Below are 22,116 nucleotides of genomic sequence, written 5' to 3' on the forward strand. Positions count from 1 at the left end.
GGTCGTCGGAGCCGCTACCGATCAGTTGCACCCAAGGCCCAACTGCCATAGTCCCGTGCCTGCATTTCGTAAGACTGACCGGTGACGGTCAGGCGCGTGTCGTCGTTGAAGTGGTGGGTCAGTTCCGCAGCGCTCAGGCGGTTTTCGATGGTGGTATGCGGCTGACCACGGCCTGCACCAGGAAAAGCATTGCGGTCAATCTGCCCGCGCAGCGCTTGCTCTGCCGGCAGGCCTGAGTACTCCAACTGGCTGCGTTTGTCGTACTGGCCGCGCAGCAGCAGCTCTGTGTCAGGAGATAGCTTGAAGGCAATGCTCGGTTGGATAGACCAGCGCTCACCCTCGACTTGGTCAATCCAACTGCCGTTTTTCTGGTACTCGGCAGTCAGACGGGCAGCGCTGTTGTCGTTGATTGGTGTGTTTAGATCAATCGCCGGGTTGATGGTGTCGAAACTGCCGGTTCGCATTGACAGCAATGCGCTCGGCTTGGCTTCGGGGCGCTTGTTCACCACGTTGATCAGGCCACCCAGCGGGGCACCCAGGCCGCCGCCATACAGTGTCGAGGTTGGCCCTTTGAGCACTTCCACACGTTCGACACCCATCATGCTGGTGGGATCGATATAGGCGGCTGTCCCGCCGAAAGCGGGCATGCCATTCATGTAAATTTCTGCTGGAAAGCCCCTCACGATGGGCTGGGTGAACAGCGTTTCCTCCGGCTTGGTCGGACGGACGCCGGATACATTGAGCAGTGCATCACCCAGGGTGGCACTGGACTGCTCCTCGATCAGTGAGCGGGTAATAACCTGGACTGACTGCGGTACTTCCTTCACCGGTGTATCGGTGCGGGTGGCCGATGTCGAATTGGCTTCGCTATAACTCGTACGCTGTCCTTTAACGATCAGAGGCTCCAGCGTCCAGCTCGCCTTGCTCTCTTGTGCGGGAGTGGCTTGCGCAGCAGCAACAACGGCAGTGTCACTCGCCAGCGCAACGTTATGCAGCGTCAGGCCAGCAGTCAGGCATACGCATTTACCCCGCAACTGGAAAGCGTGCTGTACGCAGATGTCTTGCAAAGTCGCGCCAAGGTCCAGCCAAACCGTTGGACGAACAAATTCAAAGTGCCCAGCACGCTGCAGGGCACCATGCGGTCATCACCGCCGTGCGACCTGCTCCGGGCGCAGGCGATACCACTCGGGTGATGTTCACTGACGCCAGCCACGGGGCGTCGGAGAGCCGGGCGGTGTTCGTCGACCCGGTCACGGCAGAGGTGCTGGGAGAGCTGAATGTGTATGGCACCAGCGGTGTGTTGCCGCTGCGAACCGCGATAGATCAGTTCCACCGAAGCCTGTTGCTCGGCGATCCGGGGCGTCTTTATAGCGAACTGGCTGCTTCCTGGCTGTGGGTCGCCGCTCTCGGCGGCTTGGCGCTTTGGCTGGCCAACCCTGCGGCTACGGGGCGTCGCAAAAGCATCCGCAGTCTGCACAGAACCGCCGGCTTGTGGTTGCTGCTGGGGTTGTTGTTCTTCTCGGCGACTGGACTCACCTGGTCACGCTTTGCAGGTGGCAACATCGGCGTACTACGCGCGCAGTTTGGTTGGGGTACGCCTACTGTCAGTACTGTTCTTGGCCCTAAAACATCACCCGCAGTGGTCGACCAGCATGCTGAGCACAATCACCACGCGATGGACATGAACATGTCCATGTCACCTCAGCAGGCCAAGCAGTTCCTCGGTGTGCTCAACAGTGCACGCTCGGTGGGGATTAACGCCGGCAAGGTTGAGATCAAGCCGGGCCGGGATGATGCCAGTGCCTGGATTGTCAGGGAGATCGCGCCCGGCCTGCCGACCCAGGTCGACGCTGTATCGATCGACCCACACAATCTGCAAGTCGTGGACGACGCCAGATTCTTGGATTATCCCCTCGCAGCCAAATTGACGCGGTGGGGAATCGACGTGTACATGGGGCTGCTGTTCGGTCCGCTTAATCAGTTGATCCTGGTAGTGACAGGCCTGGGCTTGGCGCTCATGGTGATTCTCGGCTACCTGATGTGGTGGCGGCGCCGGCCGGTCATCGCACGTCAGCCAACACTCCTCACAGCGTGGTGCGAGATCCCCACGCCTGGTCGTTATGGGCTGATCGTGGTCGGTGCGCTGCTCGGTTATGCGTTGCCTGAGCTGGGGGGCAGCCTAGTGTTGCTGCTGGCCCTTGATCTGGTTCTGACCCAACGGGCAACCACCGCCAGGACGGCGGATGAAACCCGTGATCTGATGCGTATGGCAGGACGCCAACCTGGAATCAGTTTGGCGATCTTCGCCATGCTCATAGTGGTGCTCGGGCCGCTGATCGGCCAGGGCAGCGCATGGGTGCAGCGCGTAACAGCCGCTGAGGCGCCTGATCACTGCATGGCCATGCCAGCCACAGAGCATGGTTATGGGCATTCAAAGGCCCATTTGCATGACCTGCTGGATGCTTGCGGGTATTGCTCACTGTTTTTCCACACCCCAGGCATCCCACAGAGTCAGACTGGGCTGTATCTTCGAGCCGTCGCTACCTGCTACGGCAATCCGTTTTCCCTGCGTCTCGCTGCGCGTGATGTCCCGGTATTCCCCGGAGCCATGAGTCACGCCCCACCTGCAGGCTCGATGTCGTAAAGGCCCGTTCGAGCAACTCACTCACCATCGGTGAGGCTACCGTGTATTCCGACCTTACATCGAGACGATCCATGAACTCTTTGCGACTTGCCGTGCAGATCGCTGCTGCCTGCCTGCTTCCCCTGGCCTGCAAAAGCGCACTTGCCGAACCTGCACCAACCATCAACCTTGAGCTTCCAGCGACCCAAGTGAGTGGTCAGCCGATCAATGAAGCTGACGACCGCCTGCACCTGGACACCCCGAATGCCGTGGGTAGCCGCCTGGGCCTGACCGCCCGTGAAACACCAGCATCCATCGAGACCAAGACCCAGGCCGATATGCAGTAGAAAGGGCTGCGTACCACCAAAGAGTCGTTCGCCGACGTGATAGGCGTGACCGTGGGTAACGTGCCAGGCAACCCGGCCGTCATCTCAATGCGCGGCTTCACCGGGAACACCGTGAACGTTATGCAATACGGCGTGCGGGTGGCTGCCTCAACCGTCACCACACGCGACATGGACACTTGGAAGTACGAAAAGATTGAGGTACTGAAAGGCCCCGCGTCTGTCCTGTATGGCGAGGGCTCTCTGGGCGGTGCGGTGAACCTGGTCACACGCAAGCCGACCCTGGACGAGCAGAAGCTCGAAGGATTGATCAGCACCGGGAGTTTCGGAACCAAGCGGGCTGCGATCGGCGTCAATCAGCCTCTCAACGACACCATGGCGCTGCGTGCTGATGTCAGTTACGTGAATTCGGACGGTTTCTACGACGTCGATGACCAGGAAACGACCACGCTCAACATCAGCGCAAGCTTGCTGTTCAAACCCAACGACGATCTGTCGATGATCTTCGCGTTTGATCATGACTATGACGAATACGACTCCACCTACAACGGCTCCCTACTGGTGCCGGCGTCTGTGGCTCGCAACCCTAGTGGCATCGTGAGCAGCAAGAATGGCCTGGTGATCGACAAGTCGCTGCGACGCAGCAACTACAACCCTGACGGTGCCAACTCCGGTGCGCGCAGCACGTCATGGCGCTGGACCACCGACTACCGCCTGAGCGAAGACTGGACCCTCAACAACATCATCAGCTACTACACCGCTCACAGGGAGTTCTTCGTTTCTTCCGAGCAGAACTACAACGCCGGCACCGGGATGTTCAACCGAACCGTGCAGCGGGTCAGCTACGACCACCAGTTCTGGAACGAACGCCTCTCGGCCAGCACTGATCAGCTTATTGGCGGATTCCGGAACCGGTTCAGTGTGGGAGCAGAGTATAGCTACACCGATCTGAACAATCCATGGCAGAACGGGACCACCACATCAGTAGACCCGTGGAATCCCGACGTGGGCAGCTTCCCCTCAAGCGCCGCGCAAAACTGGCCGGGCGCAGGGCGCAACGTGCTGTATCAGTCGAATATGGACAACACCGCCGTCTTTGCCGAGGACGCCTTCAACCTCACGGACGACTGGCTGCTGATTGGCGGAATGCGTTATGAGGACATCAATCTGCGCCGCACGGTGGAAGACGTAACTCTGGGCACAGCACAGAAATTTCGCCCCACGTATGACCCGTTCTCTTGGCGCCTAGGCACCGTCTACAACCTGACCCCTGACATCCAACTCCATGCGCAGTACAGCACCGCCGTAACGCCGGTCTCGTCGCTTTTGCTCATTTCCTCGGCCAACGGCGACTTCGACCTCTCCAAGGGCCGGTCCGTGGAAGTGGACTTCAAGGCGTCGATGTTTGACGGACGGACAAGCTTGACTGGTGCGCTGTACCAGATCGACCTCGAAGATATTCTGACGCGCAATCCCAACGACAGCACCTGGACCGTGCAGGGCGGCAAACAGCGCTCGCGCGCCGTTGAGCTGACGAGCTCGGCACAGCTCACCTCGCAACTGCGGGCCGACCTCGGGGGTTCGGTTGTCGATGCGCATTACGAAGAGCTTGTCGAGGCAGGCGGTGCTGACCGCTCCGGCAACCATCCGGTCAACGTCCCACGAACAACCGCCAATGCAGCACTGATCTATCGTTTCGAATCCGTTCCAATCACAGTCGGCGCATACGTCAGGCACTCAGGCGGCTTCTACACCGACACCGCCAACACCTATTTCGTTGAGGGCTACACGACGCTCGACGCGTCGATTGCCTATGAAATGAAGAATGCGACCCTGACGCTTCGCGGGCGCAACCTCACCGATAGGTTCTATGGCGAGTACTCAGGCTATTCAGCGACCCAGATCTACCTCGGTGCTCCACGAAGCGTTGAGCTGAGCCTCGCTTTCAAGTTCTAGGTCGGCGGGAGATCAGTTCCTGGCTGTGCCTGCCGGAGCAGCCATCATCCAACAGACAGCGATTGAGGGCTTGGTCTGTGCGTTAAGAGTTAGCTGTCTGAGTTGTAGATGTAATCCATGTCCTCTGCGCGGATATTCCATTTTTCAGCGGTTTCGCGGGCGGTGCCTGCGTTGAGTAATACCTCATGAGCAGGGTGAGCAGGCTTCAGTATTGGTGGGCAAAATGCCCGATCTCCATCGAAACGTTCCATTGCCTTGAGTTAGGTCGGGCATGGACATCCAAGGAACAGGCCAACGATTACCGGTAAGCCACTGGCAAGCCCCCCACGCGAGCGACTGGTCAAGTCGATGCAAATGACTGGTCACGTCGGATGCAAACAGGTGGTCAAGTGACTGCAATTACGCACGAGAATCCAGAAAGTTGAAACCAGTGTGCCAATCGCCACCATCACCGTGGAAAAGAAGTGCAGGCCACGGCCCACGCGGTTCCAGCCGAACAGCATCACACCGAGGAAGCTCGCTTCAAGGAAGAACGCGGTCAGTACTTCATACGTCAGCAGCGGCCCGGTCACAGCACCCGCGAAGTCGCTGAAGCGGCTTCAGTTGGTGCCGAACTGGTAGGCCATGACCAGGCCCAAGACAACGCCCATGCCGAAGTTCACGGCAAAGATTTTCGACCAGAAGTGGTAGAGGTCGCGGTAAACGCTTTGCTGGGTCTTGAGCCAAAGGCCTTCAAGTACCGCTAGATAACTGGCCAGACCAATGGTGATGGCAGGGAAAAGGATGTGAAATCAAATAGTGAATGCGAACTGGATTCGGGCCAGGTCCAACGCCTCGAACATGCTCATAATGTTTAAGCCTCACGGGACGGCACCTTTCGGCGCCGGTTGCTGGAAATAGCGCTCAGGTCCTGGGCGAGCTTGCTGGCAGTAAATTCTTGAATGGTGCAAAGTCGTCGATGCGACGGCGGCGTCACTTTAAAGACCGTGCCAGGCATCACCAACTGCGACAATCTGCCCCGCCATGCGCCATGCGCCATGCGCCACTCGGCATCTGGCCGCAGCGAAGGCTGATGGCTGTGGCAGGGTGTCGCACCCAGGTTGCTCAGGAGGTGTGCTTCAACCTGAGCGCTTTCGGTGCTAGAGTCCGTGCCATGAATCGCAACCACTCCCACCGTCCTCTCACTACCTGGGCACTGTATTTCTGTGTCCTGTTCAATGTGTTTTCCTGTGGGCTGGGGCACGGTCAGGCGCTGGGCTTTGCCTTGATAGGGATCAGCGGTGTGTTCTGCAGTCTTGGTGGCGACACCTCGACGCTCCAGGCCGAGGAGGGTAGCGCGCTTGTAACCGAAGAATTGAGCAGCCCATTCGCTTGCCCGTTGTGTTCGGCATCCTTTTTTTGCCTGCTGTTTCTATTTGGCGTGTTCTGGTTATTGGCACGCGCCAATCGACGCCTGATCAATGCTGAGGTGCGCACTGAGGCGCCGCCTCGATATTGTTGGCCCTCGGCCAACCCACGCGCATCCCCTCTCTGAGACTATCTGCACTCGAGTGCTGGAGCGAGCTTTTGTTCATGCTCCAGGGCGCCTGATCGTCCATTTTCACGTCCGTCAGAACGTAGGTGGTGCGCCCAGGTGATCGTCAGCTGTCAAGGGCATGAGCCATGAACTATCTGATTATCTCGCCAGTACTGGCGGGTCTAGCGCTGCGCGTTGACTCCCGCCCGAGAGTGGTTTGACAGTGCAGCGCTGCGGCATGAGTAAAACCACCTGGGACAATTTATGGATAGCAGCGCTGATGGCGATGTTGTTCAAGGTGTTCGCCTTGTCCGTGGCCAGTGTTGCGGGTGAGCTGAGCTTGGTGCAACTGCTTTCCGGCAGTTACTGCGCTTCCGGTGGCGCGCAGTATCTGGCGGTAGACAAGGACCCGGTCAGTTCCTCGCAAGTGTCGGACTCGGGGCATTGCTGTTGTTCTCAGGCAAACGGTCCGGTGCCGATTACGGCTAGCCTGCTGCTCTCGCGCTGGCTGCCACAAATTTCTCCTGAGGTCCCTCAGGCCAGCGGTCAACACCGTTCGCCCCGTCATGACTGGCCATCGATCAACCCTCGCGCCTCGCCTGCATCAATCCTCTGATCCGAAGTGAATACAGGTTGTCGCCCTTCAGCGTTCTGCTGACGTGCGAGCCTGCCGATGGCTAATGATTTCAGGAGCACGCGATGTCTCGCGCCTTGACCTCTCCGGCGGTGCCGGTCCCCGGTAATGCAGCTCGCAACGGTGATTTTTTGTTGCCGTTTCCCGATTACCCCTGCAATGCCCGCAGTTTCGTGCATCTTGACGCACGCCTGCTGCCGTACTGGCATACGTTGTTCGATGTATGTCCGAGCTTGCTCAAACTGGACCCTCCTGAAGGTCTGGAGCTATTTCGTCGTTTCATGACCTGGGCCTATCGGAATCATCCGTCACTGGACTGGACCTATTACGTCAGCGTCTGCCGCTGGCTGCTGAGTTCGCCTTACAAGGCCCAGGTTACCGATAAGCACATCGAAGCTTTTCTAGTCGCAGCGGCGGCGTTGTGGGTTGCCAGTGATGTTTCCCAAGCCCGTGGCCTGGTACTGGCTTGGCAACCGATGGGCGAGGTGGTGGTGGAGTGGAAGCAGGGGGCGCTTGCTGGCGCATTTACGCTTGAAGACAGCAAGCAACTGCCGTCGCCACCGTGGGACTTCTCATGGAGCCCACTCAGTGGCAAAGGTGCGGTCAGCTTTCGGCGTTGGTTGCCAGTGCCCGGCTAGGGCTGTGTGTTTGCACGGGCGGACCGAGGGCTCGCCCGACAGCGACATGATATTCAACCCACTTCGAGGCTCTGACGATGGATGTACTGCAATTCATGCGCGCGTTTCGTTCCGTGGTCCAGGCGGGCAGCCTGACGGGCGCGGCTGAACGACTGCAAACCAGCACGGCGAACATCTCCCGTATGCTCACGCAACTGGAGGCACACCTGCGTATTCGCCTGCTCAATCGCACCACTCGCCGTGTCGCCCTGACAGAAGCAGGCAAACGGTATCTGGCACGCTGCGAGCAGATACTTACGTTGGTAGACACGGCCGAGAGCGAGGTGCAGCAACAGCACAACCGGCCGATGGGGGAGTTGCGTATCCACGCGATGCACGGGTTGGGACAGCACTACGTGGTGGACCTGATCACCCGATACCGTAAACGCTATCCCGAGGTCACGTTCAAGCTGACGCTATCCAACCGATTGCCAGACCTGTACAAGGATGGCTATGACATGTCGATCCTGTTGCAGAACTCACCGCCTCAGGTGGCGTACTGTGTGCAGGCACTGGGTAGCGTAGACGCGATTCTCTGCGCGTCGCCAGGCTACCTGGCGAGCCATGCTCCCTTGGAAGGTGCGCAGGATTTGCGTGCGCATGCCTGTCTCAGCTTTTGTGATGGTGCGCGGCACTCTGATGATTGGCAGCTTTACGGCCCTTCTGGGCCAGTCAAGGTGCCGCTGGCGCAGACGCCACTACGGGTTGATTCGGAAGACGCAATGCGATCGGCGATCGTGGCGGGGTTGGGAATAGGTTTGCTGCCGGCATATGCGGCAGCTGAGGGTTTGCGCAACGGCAGTCTGCTCCAGGTGTTGCCAAGTTACCATGCTGGGCCTGGTGCTATCTATGCGATCTATCCGAGCCGGCAGCAGACGGATGTGCGCACCAGCACCTGGATCCATCATCTGATGGATCACATGCCGGGTATGTTGGCTGGCGATGTGCAGACCCTCTGTGCTTGAGGGGCCGTGCCAGTTCTGGTATCAGATCCAGGGGATCAAGACGATCACAGCAATGGGCAGAACCACTGCTGCAAGTAACGTCTGGCTGGCAATGATTCCTGCCATCAGGGGCGCATCCCCGCCTAGCTGCCGCGCCATGATGTAGGATGATGAGGCGGTCGGCAGTGCCTGGAAAAGCAATGCCGCGATGGCGGCCTTGCCGCCCAGCCCCACCACATGACAAGCGCACAGCGTCATCAGCGGCATGATCAGAAACTTGACCACCGATGAATACGCGACGGGTCGAAACCAACTGCGTACAGAGCCCAGCTCAAGCGCAGCCCCCACACAAAGCAAGCCCAACGGCAACGACGCTTGCCCTAAAGCCTTGATCACCGGCTCGATGCCAACCGGCAGGCCCAACCCCAGCGCCTGAAGCGCTATACCTGCGAAGCAGGCCAGAACAAGTGGGTTAAGTGCCACTTGCCTGGCAACCTTGCACACAGACATTCCGCCCCCTGTGCCGTAGCGGGCGAACACCAGTACACACAGAATGTTCACTGTCGGCACTATGGCCGCATTGGCTACGGCAGCCAGCGCGATGCCCTGGGCGCCGAACAAGCCGGCCACCACTGAGACGCCTACATAATTGTTGAAGCGCACCGCGCCCTGGAAAATGGACGTGAACGCCGCGTCGTTGTCTTTGATCAACGGACGGGCACCGACCATCAGCACCGCGACCATGACCGTCGAAAGGACAAGCGCCATGATCATCCCTTGGACGGGTACATTGTCCAGCTTGGCGGTCGCCAGACCGTGCAGAAAAAGCGCCGGCAGCAGAACGTAGTAACCCAGGCGCTCGGCCTGTGCCCAGAAGCTGTCTTGCAAAAATCGACTGCGCTTGAGCCAGGTACCCATGACAATCAGCAATGCGATAGGAGCAAGTGCTATTAAAAGTTCGGCCGTCACGCGTACGCCTCCAGCGCACTAACCAAGCGCTTGCACCCTTCAACCAAGGTGGCTTCGTCTGTGGCAAAAGAAAGCCTCAGGTGCCCAGGCAGTCCAAAGGCACTTCCGGGAACCGTTGCGATGCCGGCTTCGAGTAGATCAAGCGCAAGAGCTTGGTCGTCAATGCTCGTTTTGAGCTGCGCAAGTAGATAGAACGCACCCTCCGGGCAGGGCACCTGCAGCTTGTTGCTCGAGCGCAGGACGTGAAGCGCAGCATCCCGGCGCTGCCGATAGATCGCGTTGCGCTCGGCCAGAAAGTCTCGTGGCCCTTCAAGCGCAGCCACTGCAGCACGTTGGCTCAAGGTGCTGGTCTGTGTACAGTTTTGTGATTGCACGGTAGTGATTGCCGAAATCAGTGATTTCGACCCGCACCCCCAGCCGACGCGCCAACCTGTCATGGCATAGGCTTTGGATACGCCGTCGACAATGAGGATGCGTTCTGCCAGATCTGGCGCTACTGACGCCAGTGTCAGATAAGGCTCCTGGGTGAAGCGGATTTCTGCGTAGATATCGTCGGACAACACCATCACCTTCGGGTACTGGCGCAGAACGTCAGCCAACGCGTGGAGGTCGCGCTTTGAGTAAAGTGCCCCTGAAGGATTGCCGGGCGCATTGAGCACCACCCACTTGGGCGATACTGCTCGGCGCAGACCCGCTGTCAGGTGCTCTGCAGTCAGCCTGAAGCCTTGCGAAGCGGTGGTCGGCAGGATGATCGGTTGCGCGCCGCACATCTTAATCATGGCGGGATAGCTGGCCCAGTAGGGCGCGGGGACGATAACCTCGTCAGCGGGCGTTAGGGTAGCCTGGAATGCGTTGAAAATAATCTGCTTTGCGCCACATCCCACCGCGATTTGATCATCGCCGAAGTCCAACCCGCGATCTTCCCAGGCCCGCATACGAATAGCACGGCGCAGGGGCTCAATGCCGTTTGACGGGGCATAGCTCAGGCGGCTGCCCAAGGCTTGATGCGCAGCTTCTATTACGTGCGCGGGGGCGTTGAAGTCAGGTTCACCGAGCGTCAGGTCAACGATGTCTCGACCCGCGGCGCGCATTGCGGCGGCACGTTTGGCCATGAGCAGAATCGGCGATTGGAAAGCGCTGTTTGGCGTTTCGATATTGTGCATGGTGCCCTTCGCAATACAGTGGGATGGGCACTACGATATGAACTCGAGACCTAAAGTAAAAACGATTTAAAATTCACGGTTCAACAAGTTTTAATCATGGGTCATCACGTAGGCGCGTGCTGTTTGACCGCTTGCGCCAGCGCTGCCGCCAGCCGTGCGAGTGGTCTTTCTTCTTGTTCCAGAAGCACAACGCGACGCGTGCTTTGCGGTGATCCGAACGGCTGCACGTCCAGGTGCTTGAGGTCTTCGAGGTTTTGGTTCGATAGCGGCACCACTGACACCCCCAAACCGCTGGCAACCATCTGGATGATTGCATCCTGGCTGTCCAGCTCCATGCTGGTTTTCACCCGCAGGCGCATCCGCCGAAGCTCTCGATCAATGGTGCGCCCGGCCCAGGCCCTGCGGTCAAAGCGGATGAAGGGGAGTTGTTGAAGTAGCTGTCGAAAATCCAGGCCTGCGCATGAGCTCGGCGCAATGATCCAAAAGCCTTCTTCATAGAGTGTCGTACTGACCAGGCCGTAGGGGTATGGTTTCACCGGCTCTGTAGTGATCGCGACATCCAACTCGCCCGCCTCTACGCGCGTGGCCAATTCGGCAGACATGCCCGAGGCTACGTTTATGCGCAGGTGAGGGTGTTCGGCGGCCAGTGCGGCGAGGGCAAGTGGCAAGGCACCGGCCAATGCCGTCTGGATGGCGCCGATTTTCAGTCGGCCGCGCAGCTCGTTATCAGCCCCAATGTCCGAAGCAATGCTGTCGTAAAGTGCAATGATCTCGTGCGCGCGCTCCACGGCCAGATGGCCAGCGTCGGTTAGCACGGGCAAGCGCCGCGAGCGGTCGAACAAAGCGGCATTGAACTCTTCTTCAAGCGACTTTACGTGCAGGCTCACTGCCGATTGGGTGAGATGGACGGTGTCTGCCGCTCGCGCAAACGAGCCGTGCTGAGCGATAGCGAGCAAAGAACGAAGTGCACGCAATGACATAGTGTTTTCTCATGCTTTGCTGCCGGCAAGCAGGTACGGGGTTGGTTTTATACGTGCTGTCTTGACGAAACTGCAAGGCCCGCTTGCCCGTGCTTGGGACATGCCGACCCTTGAGTAGCAGGATTTCAGTGATTGCCGTGAGCGGCGTCCTTGACCACGCCGTGAAACAGCGCGAACTGCCTGATCCGTTCGGTTGGCTGGCTGCGTTCGGCCTCGCGCACCGCCTGGCTGAGTCGTTCGGCGCCCTGTTCACGCAGCCCGGCGCTGCGCAGGGAAGCCGGGTCCAGTAGCGAATCACCCGCGCACAACACCACGCCCCAGCCATGGCCCTTGCGCAGCAGGGCGCGGCCGCCGCGCTGGTCCTGCAGCCAGCCGGCCACGGCGTGGTCGCCCTCGAGGGTATCTGAGCAAAGCCGATATCGAGTTCGCCAACGAGCCACAGGTTCACTACCTGATCCTCTCTACCGTCTTGGGCTGCGAGCATCCTGTGCGGTGCTACCGCATCGCGTAGGGCAAGGTGATCGAAGAGAGCCTGCGCATCATCGACAGCGGCACCCGCGCGGCCTGAGCCGCGCCACCGTCCGATTCTTCCTGTTATCGGCCTTGTGGCCGAGGAGTACCCCATGCCGGTTTTTGTCAGTGTTCCCACCCTGTTGCGCAGCTACACCCACGGCAGCAAGCGTGTCCAGGCCCAAGGGCAGACGGTGCGCGAGGTCGTCGAAGACCTCGAGCGGTGCTACCCGGGCATTCGCCAGCGGCTGATGGACGAGCAGCAACTGCATCGCTTCATCAACCTGTACCTCAACGATGAGGACATCCGTTTTCTCGATAACCTTGACACTGCTGTGAGCGACCACGATGAACTCACCCTCCTGCACGCCGTCGCCGGAGGCGCACGATGAGCGATGTTTCGCCGACCGTGCTGGGCGGCTGCCGGCTGCTCGGCCCCTTCGCCGACCCACATGATCCGCTGCAGCGCGCCTTGAGCGTCCAGGCGCGGGCGTTGGGGCTGGAGGTTCGCCATGCGTCAGGTGACGGGCGGCGGCGGATCTATCGGCTGGAAGGCGAGGGCATGCAACCGGTCCACTGCAGCATCTCCGGCTGGGTCAGCGATGCCCCGAGGGCTATCAGCGAATTCACCCTGCAGGCCGCCTGCGGCCTGATGGCGGTACATGGCCGGGCACGTGGACAGGCGGAGGCCATCGATCTGGATTACCTTACCAACGTGGCAGCCAGCCTGGTGTTGACCTGGCTGATGGCCTCGGCGTTGGGGCGCCTGCGCGTCAGCAAGGCTGTCGAGTGCAGCCTGTCACTGCCTGGGGCGGGGTTGTTGTGCATCAGCCAGTACCTCGCCGGGGCGACTGCCGAGGAGGGCGCCGAACAGTTGCCTGCCGGCTGTTCTTCTGCACGGCTGCGCCCGCCCTTCATCATGCTGCGTCACGGCAGTGAGGCGTTGCGCCATGAGGTACTCGCGCCAGTGCTCGCCGGGGAGGTTGTGGCCAGTTTCGGCATGTCGGAGCCCAACAGCATCGGCTCGATATCCGCAACCCTCAAGACCCGCGCTCATTGGTGCGGCGATCATTTGCGGCTGGACGGCGAGAAGTGGTTTATCTGCCGTGCCGAGCAGGCGGCATTCATCACCGTGGTGGCACGCACCGGTGATGGGCCGGTGGAGCAGGCGCTGACCTTGTTCGTGGTGCGTCGGCACGCCCGGCCTGGAAGTCGCCGGGAGGATGAGCGTACTGGGGCGCTATCAGGGGCAATCGGGGGTACGGCTTTGTGCCGTGCGGGTCGACCCGCAGCAGGTCCTGGGTGAAGTCGGTCAGGGCTTTGCGCTGATCCAGGAGCGTCTGGGCCTGGGGCGCCTGCTGCGCTCTGCGCACTGGCTGGGCATGGCGCAGCGCTGCTCTGACCTGATGGGCGCGCGTATTGTCTCGCCACGAGGCACCCTGGCGCGCCTTGCGGACAAGCAACTGGTGCGCTCACGCATGGTTGAGGCGTACCAGGCGATCTATGCCACCCGATCACTGCTGCGCGACGCCGCGACCCGGTTCGATCAGGGGCAGCCTCACGACGTGGAAGCCGACCTCGCCAAGCTGGCGGCATCCAGGGCCTTGAGCCTGAATGCGGATTCAGCGATCTAGGTCTACGGCGCCGAGGGGCTGGGCGACGCTACGCCTCTGTCGGGGATCTACCGACATGCCCGCGCCAGCCACTTCATGGATGGTACTGACGATGCGCTCGTCAGCGCCGTGGGACGGCAGATGATCGCTGCCCACTAAGCCGGGAGTGGGTTGAATTTCGCCGCGCCGTCGTCGTTATCTGTACACGGGATAACCGCAATGGACGACGACAAGGACGGCCAACATGCAGACTGATCACGCGTTTATGGCGCAGGTCCGACAACCCTCCGCGCTGTTGCTGCGCAGCTTGCTGGGTGCGGCCATGGCCTTGCCCATGCTGGTGTTCTACGCCATCGGTGCGTTGGGCCCGTACCAGGTCGCCGATTTGGGTGTTCCCGAGACCAGGCTGGATTACCTGACCATGAGTGCCTTCGCCCTGGCCGCGCTGCTCTCGTTGTGGGCCGGGGCCATCGTCGATCGACTCGGTGGGCGGCGGGCGTTGGGGCTGCTGTTTGGCGCCTACGCCCTGGCGTATGCGTTGGCCGGCCTTCTGCCAGGCTTCTACGGGCTGGTGATCGCCCTGGCCATCTGTGGCGCGGCCCAGGCATTGGCCAATCCTGCGACCAATCTGTTGATCGCCGAAAATCTGCCGGTTGCCGAGCGGGCCGCGACCGTTGGTTTCGAGCAGGCCAGGGTGCAGGTGTCGGCGCTGTTCGCGTGGTTACTGTTACCTGCCATCGCTCAGGGCCTGGGCTGGCGAACGGCACTTGTGCTGTTCGCCCCGATTGCCCTGCTGTTGGGGTGCATCGGCATGCGCTCTCTACCTGCACGGCAGGCGGGCAAGGCAGGCCTGCCGATCACCCTTCAACGCCCGTCGGCCTGCCTGGCCCTGTTGATGGCTGTGCAGTGTTGCGTGGCCATCACCTTGTCGTCGTTCGTCACTTATCTTGGGGTCTATGCCCGCGCCCAGGACATGCCTGCGGTGCTAGCGGGTTCGCTGGTAGCGGTATTTGGGTTGATGGGGATCCTGGCGCGTGTGCTGCTGACCCCACTGGCCGCACGCATGAAGGACGAAAGCCTGATGCTGGGCGTGCTATGCCTGCCTGCTTGCGGCGCTGGCGGTCTACAGTGTGAGCCCGGCTGGCCCGCAGTCCTGGTCGTGGCTCTGGGTCAGCAGTATGGGCATGGGGCTGACCGCGGTGGGGACCAATTCGGTGGCGATGAGCATGGTGCTGCGCGACCGCTCGTTTGGTGCGCCGGCTGCCTCTGCGAGTCTGTTGTCGGTGGGGTTCTTCGGTGGTTTCGCGTTGGGGCCGCCGTTGTTCGGTTTGCTGCTCGGGCGTAGTCAGGGTTACAGCCAGGTGAGGTGGGCGATGATCGCGGTGTTGCTGCTTGGTGCGTTTCTGTGCCTGTATTTGGGTGCTCGGCGGCGCGACAGCCGGGGATGAGCCAATACCCGCTATCCGCCGCGCTACGGTACGTGCGGCATTGGGCATTAATCACCTGGACATGTAGTCGATCACGGCCTTGTAGTCATCGGCGCTGCAGTCCATGCACAGGCCCCGAGGCGGCATTGCATTGAAGCCCTCGGTGACGTGCTTGACCAGCACGTCATTGCCTTGGGCAAGACGCGTTTTCCAGGCTTCGTGGTCACCTTTTTTCGGCGCCATGGGCAGTTGGCCGTTGTGGCACATCTGGCAGGCGCGCTTGAACACTGCCTCTGGGTCCTGGGCGGCGTGAGCCAGGCTTGCTGTTGCTATACAGGCTAGCATTGCGAGTGTTTTTTTCATGACCTACCTCTCAGGTTTTTATTGGAGACCTGAGTCTATGGAAGCGACGGTAGCTGTGAGGTGCGACGTTCTGACGCAGGGCTGGCGTAGTGGCCTCAGATGCAGATTGGGTGCCGAGGGTGCGGCGTGCTGTCGCAGCGCCGCGTTGCCAGAGTGCTATGCTAAGTTGCAGTCGATCCGGTGTTGTACTCTTGGCAGGGTTTTCATTGAATCAAACAAAAGTCGGGGAGGCGGATCGCCCCGGCTTTTGTTTTTTCATAGCGCCAACGGGCATCCATACTCCGAGGACTCAGGAACGCTCGATACCGCATGCAGTCGGTTGTTCCTTTGCGCTCGATGAAGCGCAAACCCAAGCCTGGGCTACCCCGCCTGTTCGATCGCCCAAAGTACCGTCAACGCAATGTGATCGAGCGCATGTTTGGCTGGCTGAAAGAGAATCGAAGGATCGTGACTCGCTTCGACAAGCTGACGAAAAGTTATGCAGCGATGGTCTCGCTGGCCTGCGCGATGCGGTGTTTGAGACACCTCTTTTCAGACAGAGCCTAGTATAGCGCGGTGCGCCAACTGACAGCGTTTCAAGTGGCTACGGTTCAATTAAGTGTGCCTGTCCTAGGCGGCGTGGCGTTGGTCTTGGGCAGCAGAGAGCAACACTAGCTGCAACAGGGGAAGATTCGATTAAATCAACAAGAACAATTGATTCGATCCGTCCGGTCATTTCGTTATGGCGGGCATTCCTACCTTGGCCAACGGCATCCCCGGCGCAGCAGGTGTTGCGCCGCTGATGGTGGTCAAGCTTGCGGAATTTTTAGTCTCGGCAGAATGGTGGCGCAAAAGAAATCTGCAATGGAGTCGGGCATTACGGCCAACGAGTCGGATGTACAAAAGGTCTCCTCCTGGACGCCTGCGCTGAGGATTAATGACCAGAGCTTTTTATACTGACGGTGCAAGTTTAGCGGTTCGGCTGGCGTGCGCCGATGGCGGAATATATTTCACGGAACCACACAGTCACCTCGGCCAGATTTTCCCCGAGCGTGTGCATGACTATGGCGGAGAACTGCCGAAATTGTCCTCTGCAGGCAGATCGCGTTCTCACAACGGGGCACATTCAGCAATCACGATACGCAGATAGCGGCTGGTCATTTCGAATAGCAACTCTTCCTTTTGCCTAAGGATTCTCCGATCAAGTCCCCAAATGTGCTGAAATACGCCTGACCACCTGATCCGAGCCACCCATGAGCCAGATGAGCTTTTCCGACTTCGAATATGCCGGCAAGCGCAAGCAGACACGCCGCGAACGCTTCCTCGCCGAGATGGATCAGGTCGTGCCCTGGACTGGGCTGCTGGGGCTGATCGAGCCGTTCTATCCCAAGGCCGGCGGCGGTAGAAAACCCTACCCGCTGGAAACCATGCTGCGCATCCATCTGTTGCAGAACTGGTTCTCCCTGAGCGATCCGGCCATGGAAGAAGCGCTCTACGAAATCACGCCTATGCGCCAGTTCGCACGCCTGACGCTGAGCGCGCGGATCCCCGAAGACACCACGATCATGAATTTCCGGCACTTGCTGGAGAAGCATCAACTCGCACCTGCGATCCTTGCGGTCATCAACGGTTACTTGCAGGAGAAAGGCCTGTCGTTGCGCCAGGGCACCATCGTTGATGCCACCATTATTCATGCCCCAAGTTCGACCAAGAACGAAGAAGGCAAGCGCGATCCCGAGATGCATCAGACCAAGAAAGGCAATCAGTATTTTTTCGGGATGAAGGCTCATATCGGCGTCGATGCTGAATCCGGCCTGGTTCATCACGTCCATGGCACCGCAGCCAATGTGGCCGATGTCACACAGGTCGCCGAGCTGTTGCATGGCGAAGAAAACGCGGTGTATGCAGACGCCGGGTACAGCGGTGTCGAGAAGCGCGAAGAGCATGAAAATCGTGAGGTGATCTGGCAAGTCGCCGCGCGCCGCAGCACGTATTCCAAGCTGAACAAACGCAGCCTGCTTTACAAAGCCAAGCGCCAAATTGAGTACTGCAAAGCTCAGACACGGGCCAAGGTTGAGCAACCGTTTCGGGTGATCAAACGGCAATTTGGTTACGTGAAAGTGCGCTTTCGAGGGCTGATGAAGAACACGGCTCAGTTGACCACGCTGTTCGCTCTGTCGAACCTATGGATGGCTCGAAAGCAGCTGATGGGTATGGGCAAGTTACGCGCGTAACACGGAAGACCGGGCGACAAAGCCCTCAAAACGCTGTGCATGGGACTTTCTTTCGGCAAGCAGCGGTACGCGCCGGAGAATGTTTGGCCTGCCGCCGCTTTTCGGCAAGTTGATCGGAGCATCCCTAAATGATATAGAGCGCCTCGATCCAGGACTGTAGCCTTCTCCTGCTCAGCAAGACCGGTTGTGTGAAGTCCCGCGTCGAAAAAGCGCTACAGCGATTTTCAGTATCCGTACCTTGGTACCATTTTCAGTGGCTTCGATGGCGGTGGCGGTATTTTTCTTCGCCTTGAATGAGCCCCAGCGTGTTAGTTCTAGTCATACCCATACGGCTGAAGCGAAAGATAACGATCATCGCCCGGCAGCGCAGTCGTTACCAACCGCACTCAATTCTTGCGGATAGCACTCGCCAGATAGCATTGGGTCGGCTGGTGTTCCGATAGCCAGTTTGCTAGGGCTATGATATGCGTTGGCGACGCAACTCGGTGATGATCGTGGTTGTGTGCTCCAGCTTGATCTCGCTGACCGGCTGTTTGCGCGTAGCAGGCAAGATGAGGTTTCTCAGCCCCCTCCTCGAAACCCTGAGATTCGATACGTAATATTTGTCCCAGCATTTCCATGCGGATCAGCCTGTGTTTCCTGCTCGAAAAGTAAGTCGAAGCAGTTTAAACCCTCGGTCAGGTTTCGGTCAGCGGCAACATCCGGGGTTGCTCTGGGGTGATCATCCGTTGGAACGCAGAGAAGGCATTCCTCAGTGTTGATGTGATTTCCCTCAGAGTACCTCACCCGGCGGGAGCCTTCAGTCCGCGTGGTGCTGAATCTGAAGGAGGGGGGGCTGGATTCTTTGTTGCCCATATTATCTGTCCGGGGTCTGGTGGGTATGGTGGTTGATAAACTAGCTGGCTGATCCCTCTGATCCCTCTGATAGGCCTGGAGCAGCTCTCGTTCCAGATAACTCTAAAGTTCTTTGTAGAGTGTGGCGCAGATCTGTAAGCTTCCAAAGTTCAACGATAAGAAATCCCTTGAAGGTAAAAGTTTCTTCCAGTGATTGCACTGCGCTGGCTGTTTCCAAGGATGCAAATTTTCGATTGGTTTCCGCTAAGCGATGATGAGTGGTGAATGGCCGCACATTGGCGCAATACGTCACAGTGAATAGGGTCGCTAATAAAGCTCCAAGAGTTCTCGTAGTCAAAATTGCTTAAATATTTCTTATGTGAACTGTGGGCGCAGGGTAGCCCTGAGAATAACGAGCTAGGCCTGGAGCGCATCGAGGGCTAAATTATGAGTTAACCTTCGCATCCACTCAGGTCACAAGTCATACCTTGGTATGATAGACTGCTGGTGGCTGAAGAGTACATTTGCTCAAGACTCTGAGTAAATACCTCTACTGATTGCGCGCCCGATATAGTGCAGGTTTTGGCAAGTTGGAAAAGCGGGACCCCGCTTCCGAAGCTCTTGGCCGTAGACTCATCCTTAGTAATCAATCGAATTAATTCGCTATTGGTCCAGGCGTTTTTGACAAATTCTTTCGGGATGTCTAGTTTTGCCGCCTCCACCGCAATTGAATCGAGATCGTAGAGTGAGACTCCTCGCGTAATACTAGCTTCATAGAGATTTTCGATCAGTGCCTGGCTAACGTCAAGCCTGTCGGCAGCTTTAACTAAAGCATGAACAGCGGTCGTGTCACCAAATAATAGTGTGTCAAAATTATAGACTAGGCCTGTCGCCTCTGCGTGAGTTTGAATGCTGTTTACAAAATCGTCCACTGAGCGATGGTTACCAAATTTTTTAAGCAGAACGGCTTTGATTGGCATTGGTCTTTGGCCTATCGCTAGGCGGTAAGCTCTATGATTAACCTTGATTTGGTCGCGATGCTTAAAGTTTGCGAGTGCCATTTCGAAGCGATGCTTTGCAATCCAGCACCACGGGCAGGCAAAATCAGACCAGACTTCAACGGTGAGGCTTTGGATCGAGGTGGTCATGGTTAATTCCAAGTGGAAATGATAGGTTTAGTCTAATTTTACCATCTAGTAGGTAGTCCTGCAATGTCTCTCAGTGCTGGTGGGGAACGTGCCTCACGTGAAGCCTGTTCGCGGGTGGGTAGGCACTTGCCTCAAGTCAATTTTCAGGTTTTTCGCCTTGCTGTCTCCTGTGTTGTCAGCATCTCGGGTCATGTGCAAGGCCAGTTTACGTGGCTTCACTGCGAGCTATATTTAAGGGGGCCGTCCTAGGATAGGCGGTACCTTGATGGTGCGTGTAAAACGAGGTATTCTGTAAGCTTATTTTGTTAAGCGAGTTTGGAATGAGTACCCGTACTGACCTTCTTGCATCTGCAGAGTCTTTGTTGCGCACAAAAGGGTATGCAGCGTTCAGTTATGCTGACCTTGCACACATCATCGGTATTAGTAAAGCAAGCATCCATCACCACTTCCCAACAAAGGAAAAATTAGGTGTGGCGATTGTGGAGAACTATATCTTCAGATTCTGTAAGCGTCTTGAGCAAATCGATCAGGAGTCTGAAAGCGCGGTGCAGCGTCTAATTGCGTTCTCCGCCTTATTTCGTGAAAGTCGTGATGCGAGCCTTCTGCCGCTTTGTGGCGCTCTGGCAGCGGAAATCGCTGTACTACCGGATAGCCTGCGTAAGCTCACTAAAGGCTTTTTTGAGCTACATCTACGTTGGGTAGAGGATACGGTCAAGCTCGGGCAAGAGGAGGGCGAAATAAAGACTTCGCAAGGGCTCAAGCCACTTTCTCGAACGATTCTGAATTTCTTGGAGGGGGAGGCCTTTGTTTCTTGGGCTATCCAAGAAGACTCTAGTTCTGAGAATTCTTTTGAATGCTTCTTGAGTGGCTTTACAAAGCATTCGTGATTTGGTCGTCGCCGACGTCGGGCTAGCGCGCCGGCGAGACTGACACGGAAGTTACTTCAAATTTTTACTGAATTCATTAAGCGCTTCCTCTAGATCTCGAATAAGATCGTCAGCGTCTTCCAGGCCGACATGAAGTCGAATCAAATGCCCTGGCTCTTCCCATGGTTTTGCGGTTCTTATTGATTGTAGCGTTGCGGGGAGCACCAGGCTCTCAAAGCCTCCCCACGAGTATCCAATCGAGAACAACTTCAATGAATCAACAAGCTTGTCTACACACGCCTGTGGTGCCTCTCGTGTCACAAACGACAAGAGCCCAGAAGCACCTTTGAAATCTCGCTTCCAAAGGTTGTGCTGAGGATGGGATTCGAGAGCTGGGTAGAAAACCGATTTCACTTCGGATCGTTGCTCAAGCCATTTCCCTACAGTGATCGCATTTCTCTGGTGTCGCTCCAGGCGTACATGCAACGTGCGTAGCCCGCGGAGGGCAAGCGTAACGTCGTCGGGGCTGGCGAAAATGCCCGTCAGTGCGTGGAAGGATTTGATCTTATCCCACGCGCGCGGCGAAGCAGAAATGGTACCCAGCATCGCATCAGAATGACCTACGATATATTTGGTCGCGGCCATCACCGAAAGATCGATTCCATGCTCAATGGCGGGGAAGAAGAGAGGTGTACCCCACGTGTTATCGGTGATAGTGAATGCGCCGTGTGTCCGGGCGACTCTCACGATGGCAGGGATGTCCTGGACCTCCATGGTCAGGGAGCCGGGTGACTCGGTGTAGATGACCTTCGTGTTCGGTTTGACCAGGCTCTCGATGTCAGCACCAAGGGTGGGGTCGTAATAAGTCACTTCAAAATTGAAGCGGTTCTGCAGTGAATCGCACAGCGTGCGAACGGGTGAGTAGACGTTATCTGGGATCAAAATATGATCACCAGCTTCCATCAGAGCAAGGATCGCCGTTGAGCATGCGGCAAGGCCCGAAGGGCATAGCACCGTACCTTCTGCTCCTTCTAGCGCTTTGATTGCGCTTGTCAATGCATCGGTAGAGGGGTTCCCCCATCGACCGTACTGGTATTTTTGCCGTCCCTCACGAAATGCCTCGGCGCTAGGGAATACGACAGTCGACCCGCGATAAATCGGTGTATTCACGAACCCGTGATGCTGGTCGGGCTGTATTCCACCATGGGTCAAAAGCGTTTGCACATCATACTCTTGTTTTGCACTCATAACCGTTTCCATGACAAAGGCCATTATTTAAGGCGTCGGGTGCTGTGCATCCTAAACCCTTAGGCATCATATACGCAAACCGCTACCT

General features: G+C 58.0%; 20 protein-coding genes and 3 pseudogenes. 14 read left to right on the forward strand and 9 right to left on the reverse strand.

Translation table 11 applies throughout. The features are described 5' to 3' along the window. Nucleotides 1–14: 14 nt before the first annotated feature. The gene (locus OGV19_RS05745) at nt 15–827 is read right to left on the reverse strand and encodes a TonB-dependent siderophore receptor (protein WP_264312517.1); all 813 of its coding nucleotides are present in this window, start codon (nt 825–827) and stop codon (nt 15–17) included. Between the two features lie 104 nt (nt 828–931). Here OGV19_RS05745 and OGV19_RS05750 point away from each other — a divergent pair, with 104 nt between their 5' ends. From OGV19_RS05750 to OGV19_RS05760, 3 genes are all read left to right on the forward strand, one after another. Beyond that, nucleotides 932–2,644 carry a PepSY domain-containing protein gene (locus tag OGV19_RS05750; RefSeq protein ID WP_413470111.1) on the forward strand — a complete coding sequence of 571 codons (1,713 nt, stop codon included), beginning with the start codon at nt 932–934 and terminating at the stop codon, nt 2,642–2,644. Nucleotides 2,645–2,715: 71 nt separating this feature from the next. Continuing rightward, the gene (locus OGV19_RS05755; protein ID WP_125859177.1) at nt 2,716–2,970 is read left to right on the forward strand and encodes a hypothetical protein; all 255 of its coding nucleotides are present in this window, start codon (nt 2,716–2,718) and stop codon (nt 2,968–2,970) included. Between the two features lie 6 nt (nt 2,971–2,976). Then, complete coding sequence (locus OGV19_RS05760) at nt 2,977–4,923, forward strand: TonB-dependent receptor (RefSeq protein ID WP_264313892.1); 1,947 nt, start codon at nt 2,977–2,979, stop codon at nt 4,921–4,923. Nucleotides 4,924–5,321: 398 nt separating this feature from the next. Here the strand turns inward: OGV19_RS05760 and OGV19_RS05765 are convergent. Continuing rightward, nucleotides 5,322–5,771: pseudogene (locus OGV19_RS05765) on the reverse strand (cytochrome ubiquinol oxidase subunit I); the annotation flags it as partial. Nucleotides 5,772–6,076: 305 nt separating this feature from the next. Between OGV19_RS05765 and OGV19_RS05770 the strand changes: the two are divergent. From OGV19_RS05770 to OGV19_RS05785, 4 genes are all read left to right on the forward strand, one after another. Further along, nucleotides 6,077–6,457: a DUF2946 domain-containing protein gene (locus OGV19_RS05770; RefSeq protein WP_125859175.1), complete on the forward strand. Its 381-nt coding sequence runs from the start codon at nt 6,077–6,079 to the stop codon at nt 6,455–6,457. A gap of 220 nt (nt 6,458–6,677) precedes the next feature. Continuing rightward, complete coding sequence (locus tag OGV19_RS05775; protein WP_223811845.1) at nt 6,678–7,055, forward strand: DUF2946 family protein; 378 nt, start codon at nt 6,678–6,680, stop codon at nt 7,053–7,055. Nucleotides 7,056–7,138: 83 nt separating this feature from the next. Continuing rightward, nucleotides 7,139–7,711, forward strand: coding sequence for a putative natural product biosynthesis protein (locus OGV19_RS05780; RefSeq protein ID WP_264312519.1), 573 nt, complete (start codon nt 7,139–7,141; stop codon nt 7,709–7,711). A 77-nt stretch (nt 7,712–7,788) separates the two neighbouring features. After that, nucleotides 7,789–8,715, forward strand: coding sequence for a LysR family transcriptional regulator (locus OGV19_RS05785; RefSeq protein ID WP_264312520.1), 927 nt, complete (start codon nt 7,789–7,791; stop codon nt 8,713–8,715). A gap of 21 nt (nt 8,716–8,736) precedes the next feature. Here OGV19_RS05785 and OGV19_RS05790 read toward each other — a convergent pair whose 3' ends face one another. The 4 genes from OGV19_RS05790 to OGV19_RS05805 all read right to left on the reverse strand — a co-directional run bounded on the left by OGV19_RS05790 (nt 8,737) and on the right by OGV19_RS05805 (nt 12,246). Then, nucleotides 8,737–9,612 (reverse strand): AEC family transporter, encoded by an 876-nt coding sequence (locus OGV19_RS05790; protein ID WP_407692102.1) that lies wholly within the window; start codon nt 9,610–9,612, stop codon nt 8,737–8,739. 47 nt (nt 9,613–9,659) lie between these two features. Continuing rightward, nucleotides 9,660–10,826, reverse strand: coding sequence for a pyridoxal phosphate-dependent aminotransferase (locus OGV19_RS05795; RefSeq protein WP_125859171.1), 1,167 nt, complete (start codon nt 10,824–10,826; stop codon nt 9,660–9,662). 104 nt (nt 10,827–10,930) lie between these two features. Further along, nucleotides 10,931–11,806 (reverse strand): LysR family transcriptional regulator, encoded by an 876-nt coding sequence (locus tag OGV19_RS05800; RefSeq protein WP_264312521.1) that lies wholly within the window; start codon nt 11,804–11,806, stop codon nt 10,931–10,933. A gap of 125 nt (nt 11,807–11,931) precedes the next feature. Further along, nucleotides 11,932–12,246 (reverse strand): copper uptake system-associated protein, encoded by a 315-nt coding sequence (locus OGV19_RS05805; protein WP_125859169.1) that lies wholly within the window; start codon nt 12,244–12,246, stop codon nt 11,932–11,934. 183 nt (nt 12,247–12,429) lie between these two features. On the opposite strand from OGV19_RS05805, the gene OGV19_RS05810 reads away from it, so the two are divergent. The 4 genes and pseudogenes from OGV19_RS05810 to OGV19_RS05825 all read left to right on the forward strand — a co-directional run bounded on the left by OGV19_RS05810 (nt 12,430) and on the right by OGV19_RS05825 (nt 15,274). After that, nucleotides 12,430–12,708, forward strand: coding sequence for a MoaD/ThiS family protein (locus OGV19_RS05810; protein ID WP_125859168.1), 279 nt, complete (start codon nt 12,430–12,432; stop codon nt 12,706–12,708). Continuing rightward, nucleotides 12,705–13,622 carry an acyl-CoA dehydrogenase family protein gene (locus OGV19_RS05815; RefSeq protein ID WP_264312522.1) on the forward strand — a complete coding sequence of 306 codons (918 nt, stop codon included), beginning with the start codon at nt 12,705–12,707 and terminating at the stop codon, nt 13,620–13,622. The genes OGV19_RS05810 and OGV19_RS05815 overlap by 4 nt, the downstream gene beginning before the upstream one ends. Then, a pseudogene (locus OGV19_RS05820) lies at nt 13,591–14,088 on the forward strand (acyl-CoA dehydrogenase family protein). Before OGV19_RS05815 ends, OGV19_RS05820 begins: the two are co-directional and overlap by 32 nt. An 85-nt stretch (nt 14,089–14,173) precedes the next feature. Further along, complete coding sequence (locus tag OGV19_RS05825; RefSeq protein ID WP_223811842.1) at nt 14,174–15,274, forward strand: MFS transporter; 1,101 nt, start codon at nt 14,174–14,176, stop codon at nt 15,272–15,274. A 154-nt stretch (nt 15,275–15,428) separates the two neighbouring features. Here OGV19_RS05825 and OGV19_RS05830 read toward each other — a convergent pair whose 3' ends face one another. Continuing rightward, nucleotides 15,429–15,719, reverse strand: a complete 291-nt coding sequence (locus tag OGV19_RS05830; protein WP_125859167.1) for a c-type cytochrome — start codon at nt 15,717–15,719, stop codon at nt 15,429–15,431. Between the two features lie 300 nt (nt 15,720–16,019). On the opposite strand from OGV19_RS05830, the pseudogene OGV19_RS05835 reads away from it, so the two are divergent. Both OGV19_RS05835 and OGV19_RS05840 read left to right on the forward strand, forming a co-directional pair. Further along, nucleotides 16,020–16,265, forward strand: a pseudogene (locus tag OGV19_RS05835) (transposase); the annotation flags it as partial. A gap of 686 nt (nt 16,266–16,951) precedes the next feature. Continuing rightward, complete coding sequence (locus OGV19_RS05840; RefSeq protein ID WP_264312524.1) at nt 16,952–17,932, forward strand: IS5 family transposase; 981 nt, start codon at nt 16,952–16,954, stop codon at nt 17,930–17,932. Nucleotides 17,933–19,218: 1,286 nt separating this feature from the next. Here OGV19_RS05840 and OGV19_RS05845 read toward each other — a convergent pair. Next, nucleotides 19,219–19,914 (reverse strand): DsbA family oxidoreductase, encoded by a 696-nt coding sequence (locus tag OGV19_RS05845; protein ID WP_264312525.1) that lies wholly within the window; start codon nt 19,912–19,914, stop codon nt 19,219–19,221. Nucleotides 19,915–20,234: 320 nt separating this feature from the next. Between OGV19_RS05845 and OGV19_RS05850 the strand changes: the two genes are divergently transcribed. Further along, nucleotides 20,235–20,801 carry a TetR/AcrR family transcriptional regulator gene (locus OGV19_RS05850; RefSeq protein ID WP_125859164.1) on the forward strand — a complete coding sequence of 189 codons (567 nt, stop codon included), beginning with the start codon at nt 20,235–20,237 and terminating at the stop codon, nt 20,799–20,801. A 51-nt stretch (nt 20,802–20,852) separates the two neighbouring features. On the opposite strand, the gene metC is transcribed toward OGV19_RS05850, so the two are convergent. Continuing rightward, the gene (gene metC / locus OGV19_RS05855) at nt 20,853–22,028 is read right to left on the reverse strand and encodes a cystathionine beta-lyase (RefSeq protein ID WP_264312526.1); all 1,176 of its coding nucleotides are present in this window, start codon (nt 22,026–22,028) and stop codon (nt 20,853–20,855) included. Between the last annotated feature and the right edge of the window lie 88 nt (nt 22,029–22,116).

It is taken from the genome of Pseudomonas putida, assembly GCF_025905425.1.
GTDB lineage: Bacteria > Pseudomonadota > Gammaproteobacteria > Pseudomonadales > Pseudomonadaceae > Aquipseudomonas > Aquipseudomonas putida_AF.

Excerpts from the sequence above, each read along its gene's own strand:
- OGV19_RS05755 (WP_125859177.1), top strand. The coding sequence starts at position 2,716 with ATGAACTCTTTGCGACTTGCCGTGCAGATCGCTGCTGCCTGCCTGCTT.
- OGV19_RS05770 (WP_125859175.1), top strand. The coding sequence starts at position 6,077 with ATGAATCGCAACCACTCCCACCGTCCTCTCACTACCTGGGCACTGTAT.
- OGV19_RS05775 (WP_223811845.1), top strand. The coding sequence starts at position 6,678 with ATGAGTAAAACCACCTGGGACAATTTATGGATAGCAGCGCTGATGGCG.
- OGV19_RS05780 (WP_264312519.1), top strand. The coding sequence starts at position 7,139 with ATGTCTCGCGCCTTGACCTCTCCGGCGGTGCCGGTCCCCGGTAATGCA.
- OGV19_RS05785 (WP_264312520.1), top strand. The coding sequence starts at position 7,789 with ATGGATGTACTGCAATTCATGCGCGCGTTTCGTTCCGTGGTCCAGGCG.
- OGV19_RS05790 (WP_407692102.1), bottom strand. The coding sequence starts at position 9,612 with ATGGGTACCTGGCTCAAGCGCAGTCGATTTTTGCAAGACAGCTTCTGG.
- OGV19_RS05795 (WP_125859171.1), bottom strand. The coding sequence starts at position 10,826 with ATGCACAATATCGAAACGCCAAACAGCGCTTTCCAATCGCCGATTCTG.
- OGV19_RS05800 (WP_264312521.1), bottom strand. The coding sequence starts at position 11,806 with ATGTCATTGCGTGCACTTCGTTCTTTGCTCGCTATCGCTCAGCACGGC.
- OGV19_RS05810 (WP_125859168.1), top strand. The coding sequence starts at position 12,430 with ATGCCGGTTTTTGTCAGTGTTCCCACCCTGTTGCGCAGCTACACCCAC.
- OGV19_RS05815 (WP_264312522.1), top strand. The coding sequence starts at position 12,705 with ATGAGCGATGTTTCGCCGACCGTGCTGGGCGGCTGCCGGCTGCTCGGC.
- OGV19_RS05825 (WP_223811842.1), top strand. The coding sequence starts at position 14,174 with ATGCAGACTGATCACGCGTTTATGGCGCAGGTCCGACAACCCTCCGCG.
- OGV19_RS05830 (WP_125859167.1), bottom strand. The coding sequence starts at position 15,719 with ATGAAAAAAACACTCGCAATGCTAGCCTGTATAGCAACAGCAAGCCTG.
- OGV19_RS05840 (WP_264312524.1), top strand. The coding sequence starts at position 16,952 with ATGAGCCAGATGAGCTTTTCCGACTTCGAATATGCCGGCAAGCGCAAG.
- OGV19_RS05845 (WP_264312525.1), bottom strand. The coding sequence starts at position 19,914 with ATGACCACCTCGATCCAAAGCCTCACCGTTGAAGTCTGGTCTGATTTT.
- OGV19_RS05850 (WP_125859164.1), top strand. The coding sequence starts at position 20,235 with ATGAGTACCCGTACTGACCTTCTTGCATCTGCAGAGTCTTTGTTGCGC.
- metC (WP_264312526.1), bottom strand. The coding sequence starts at position 22,028 with ATGAGTGCAAAACAAGAGTATGATGTGCAAACGCTTTTGACCCATGGT.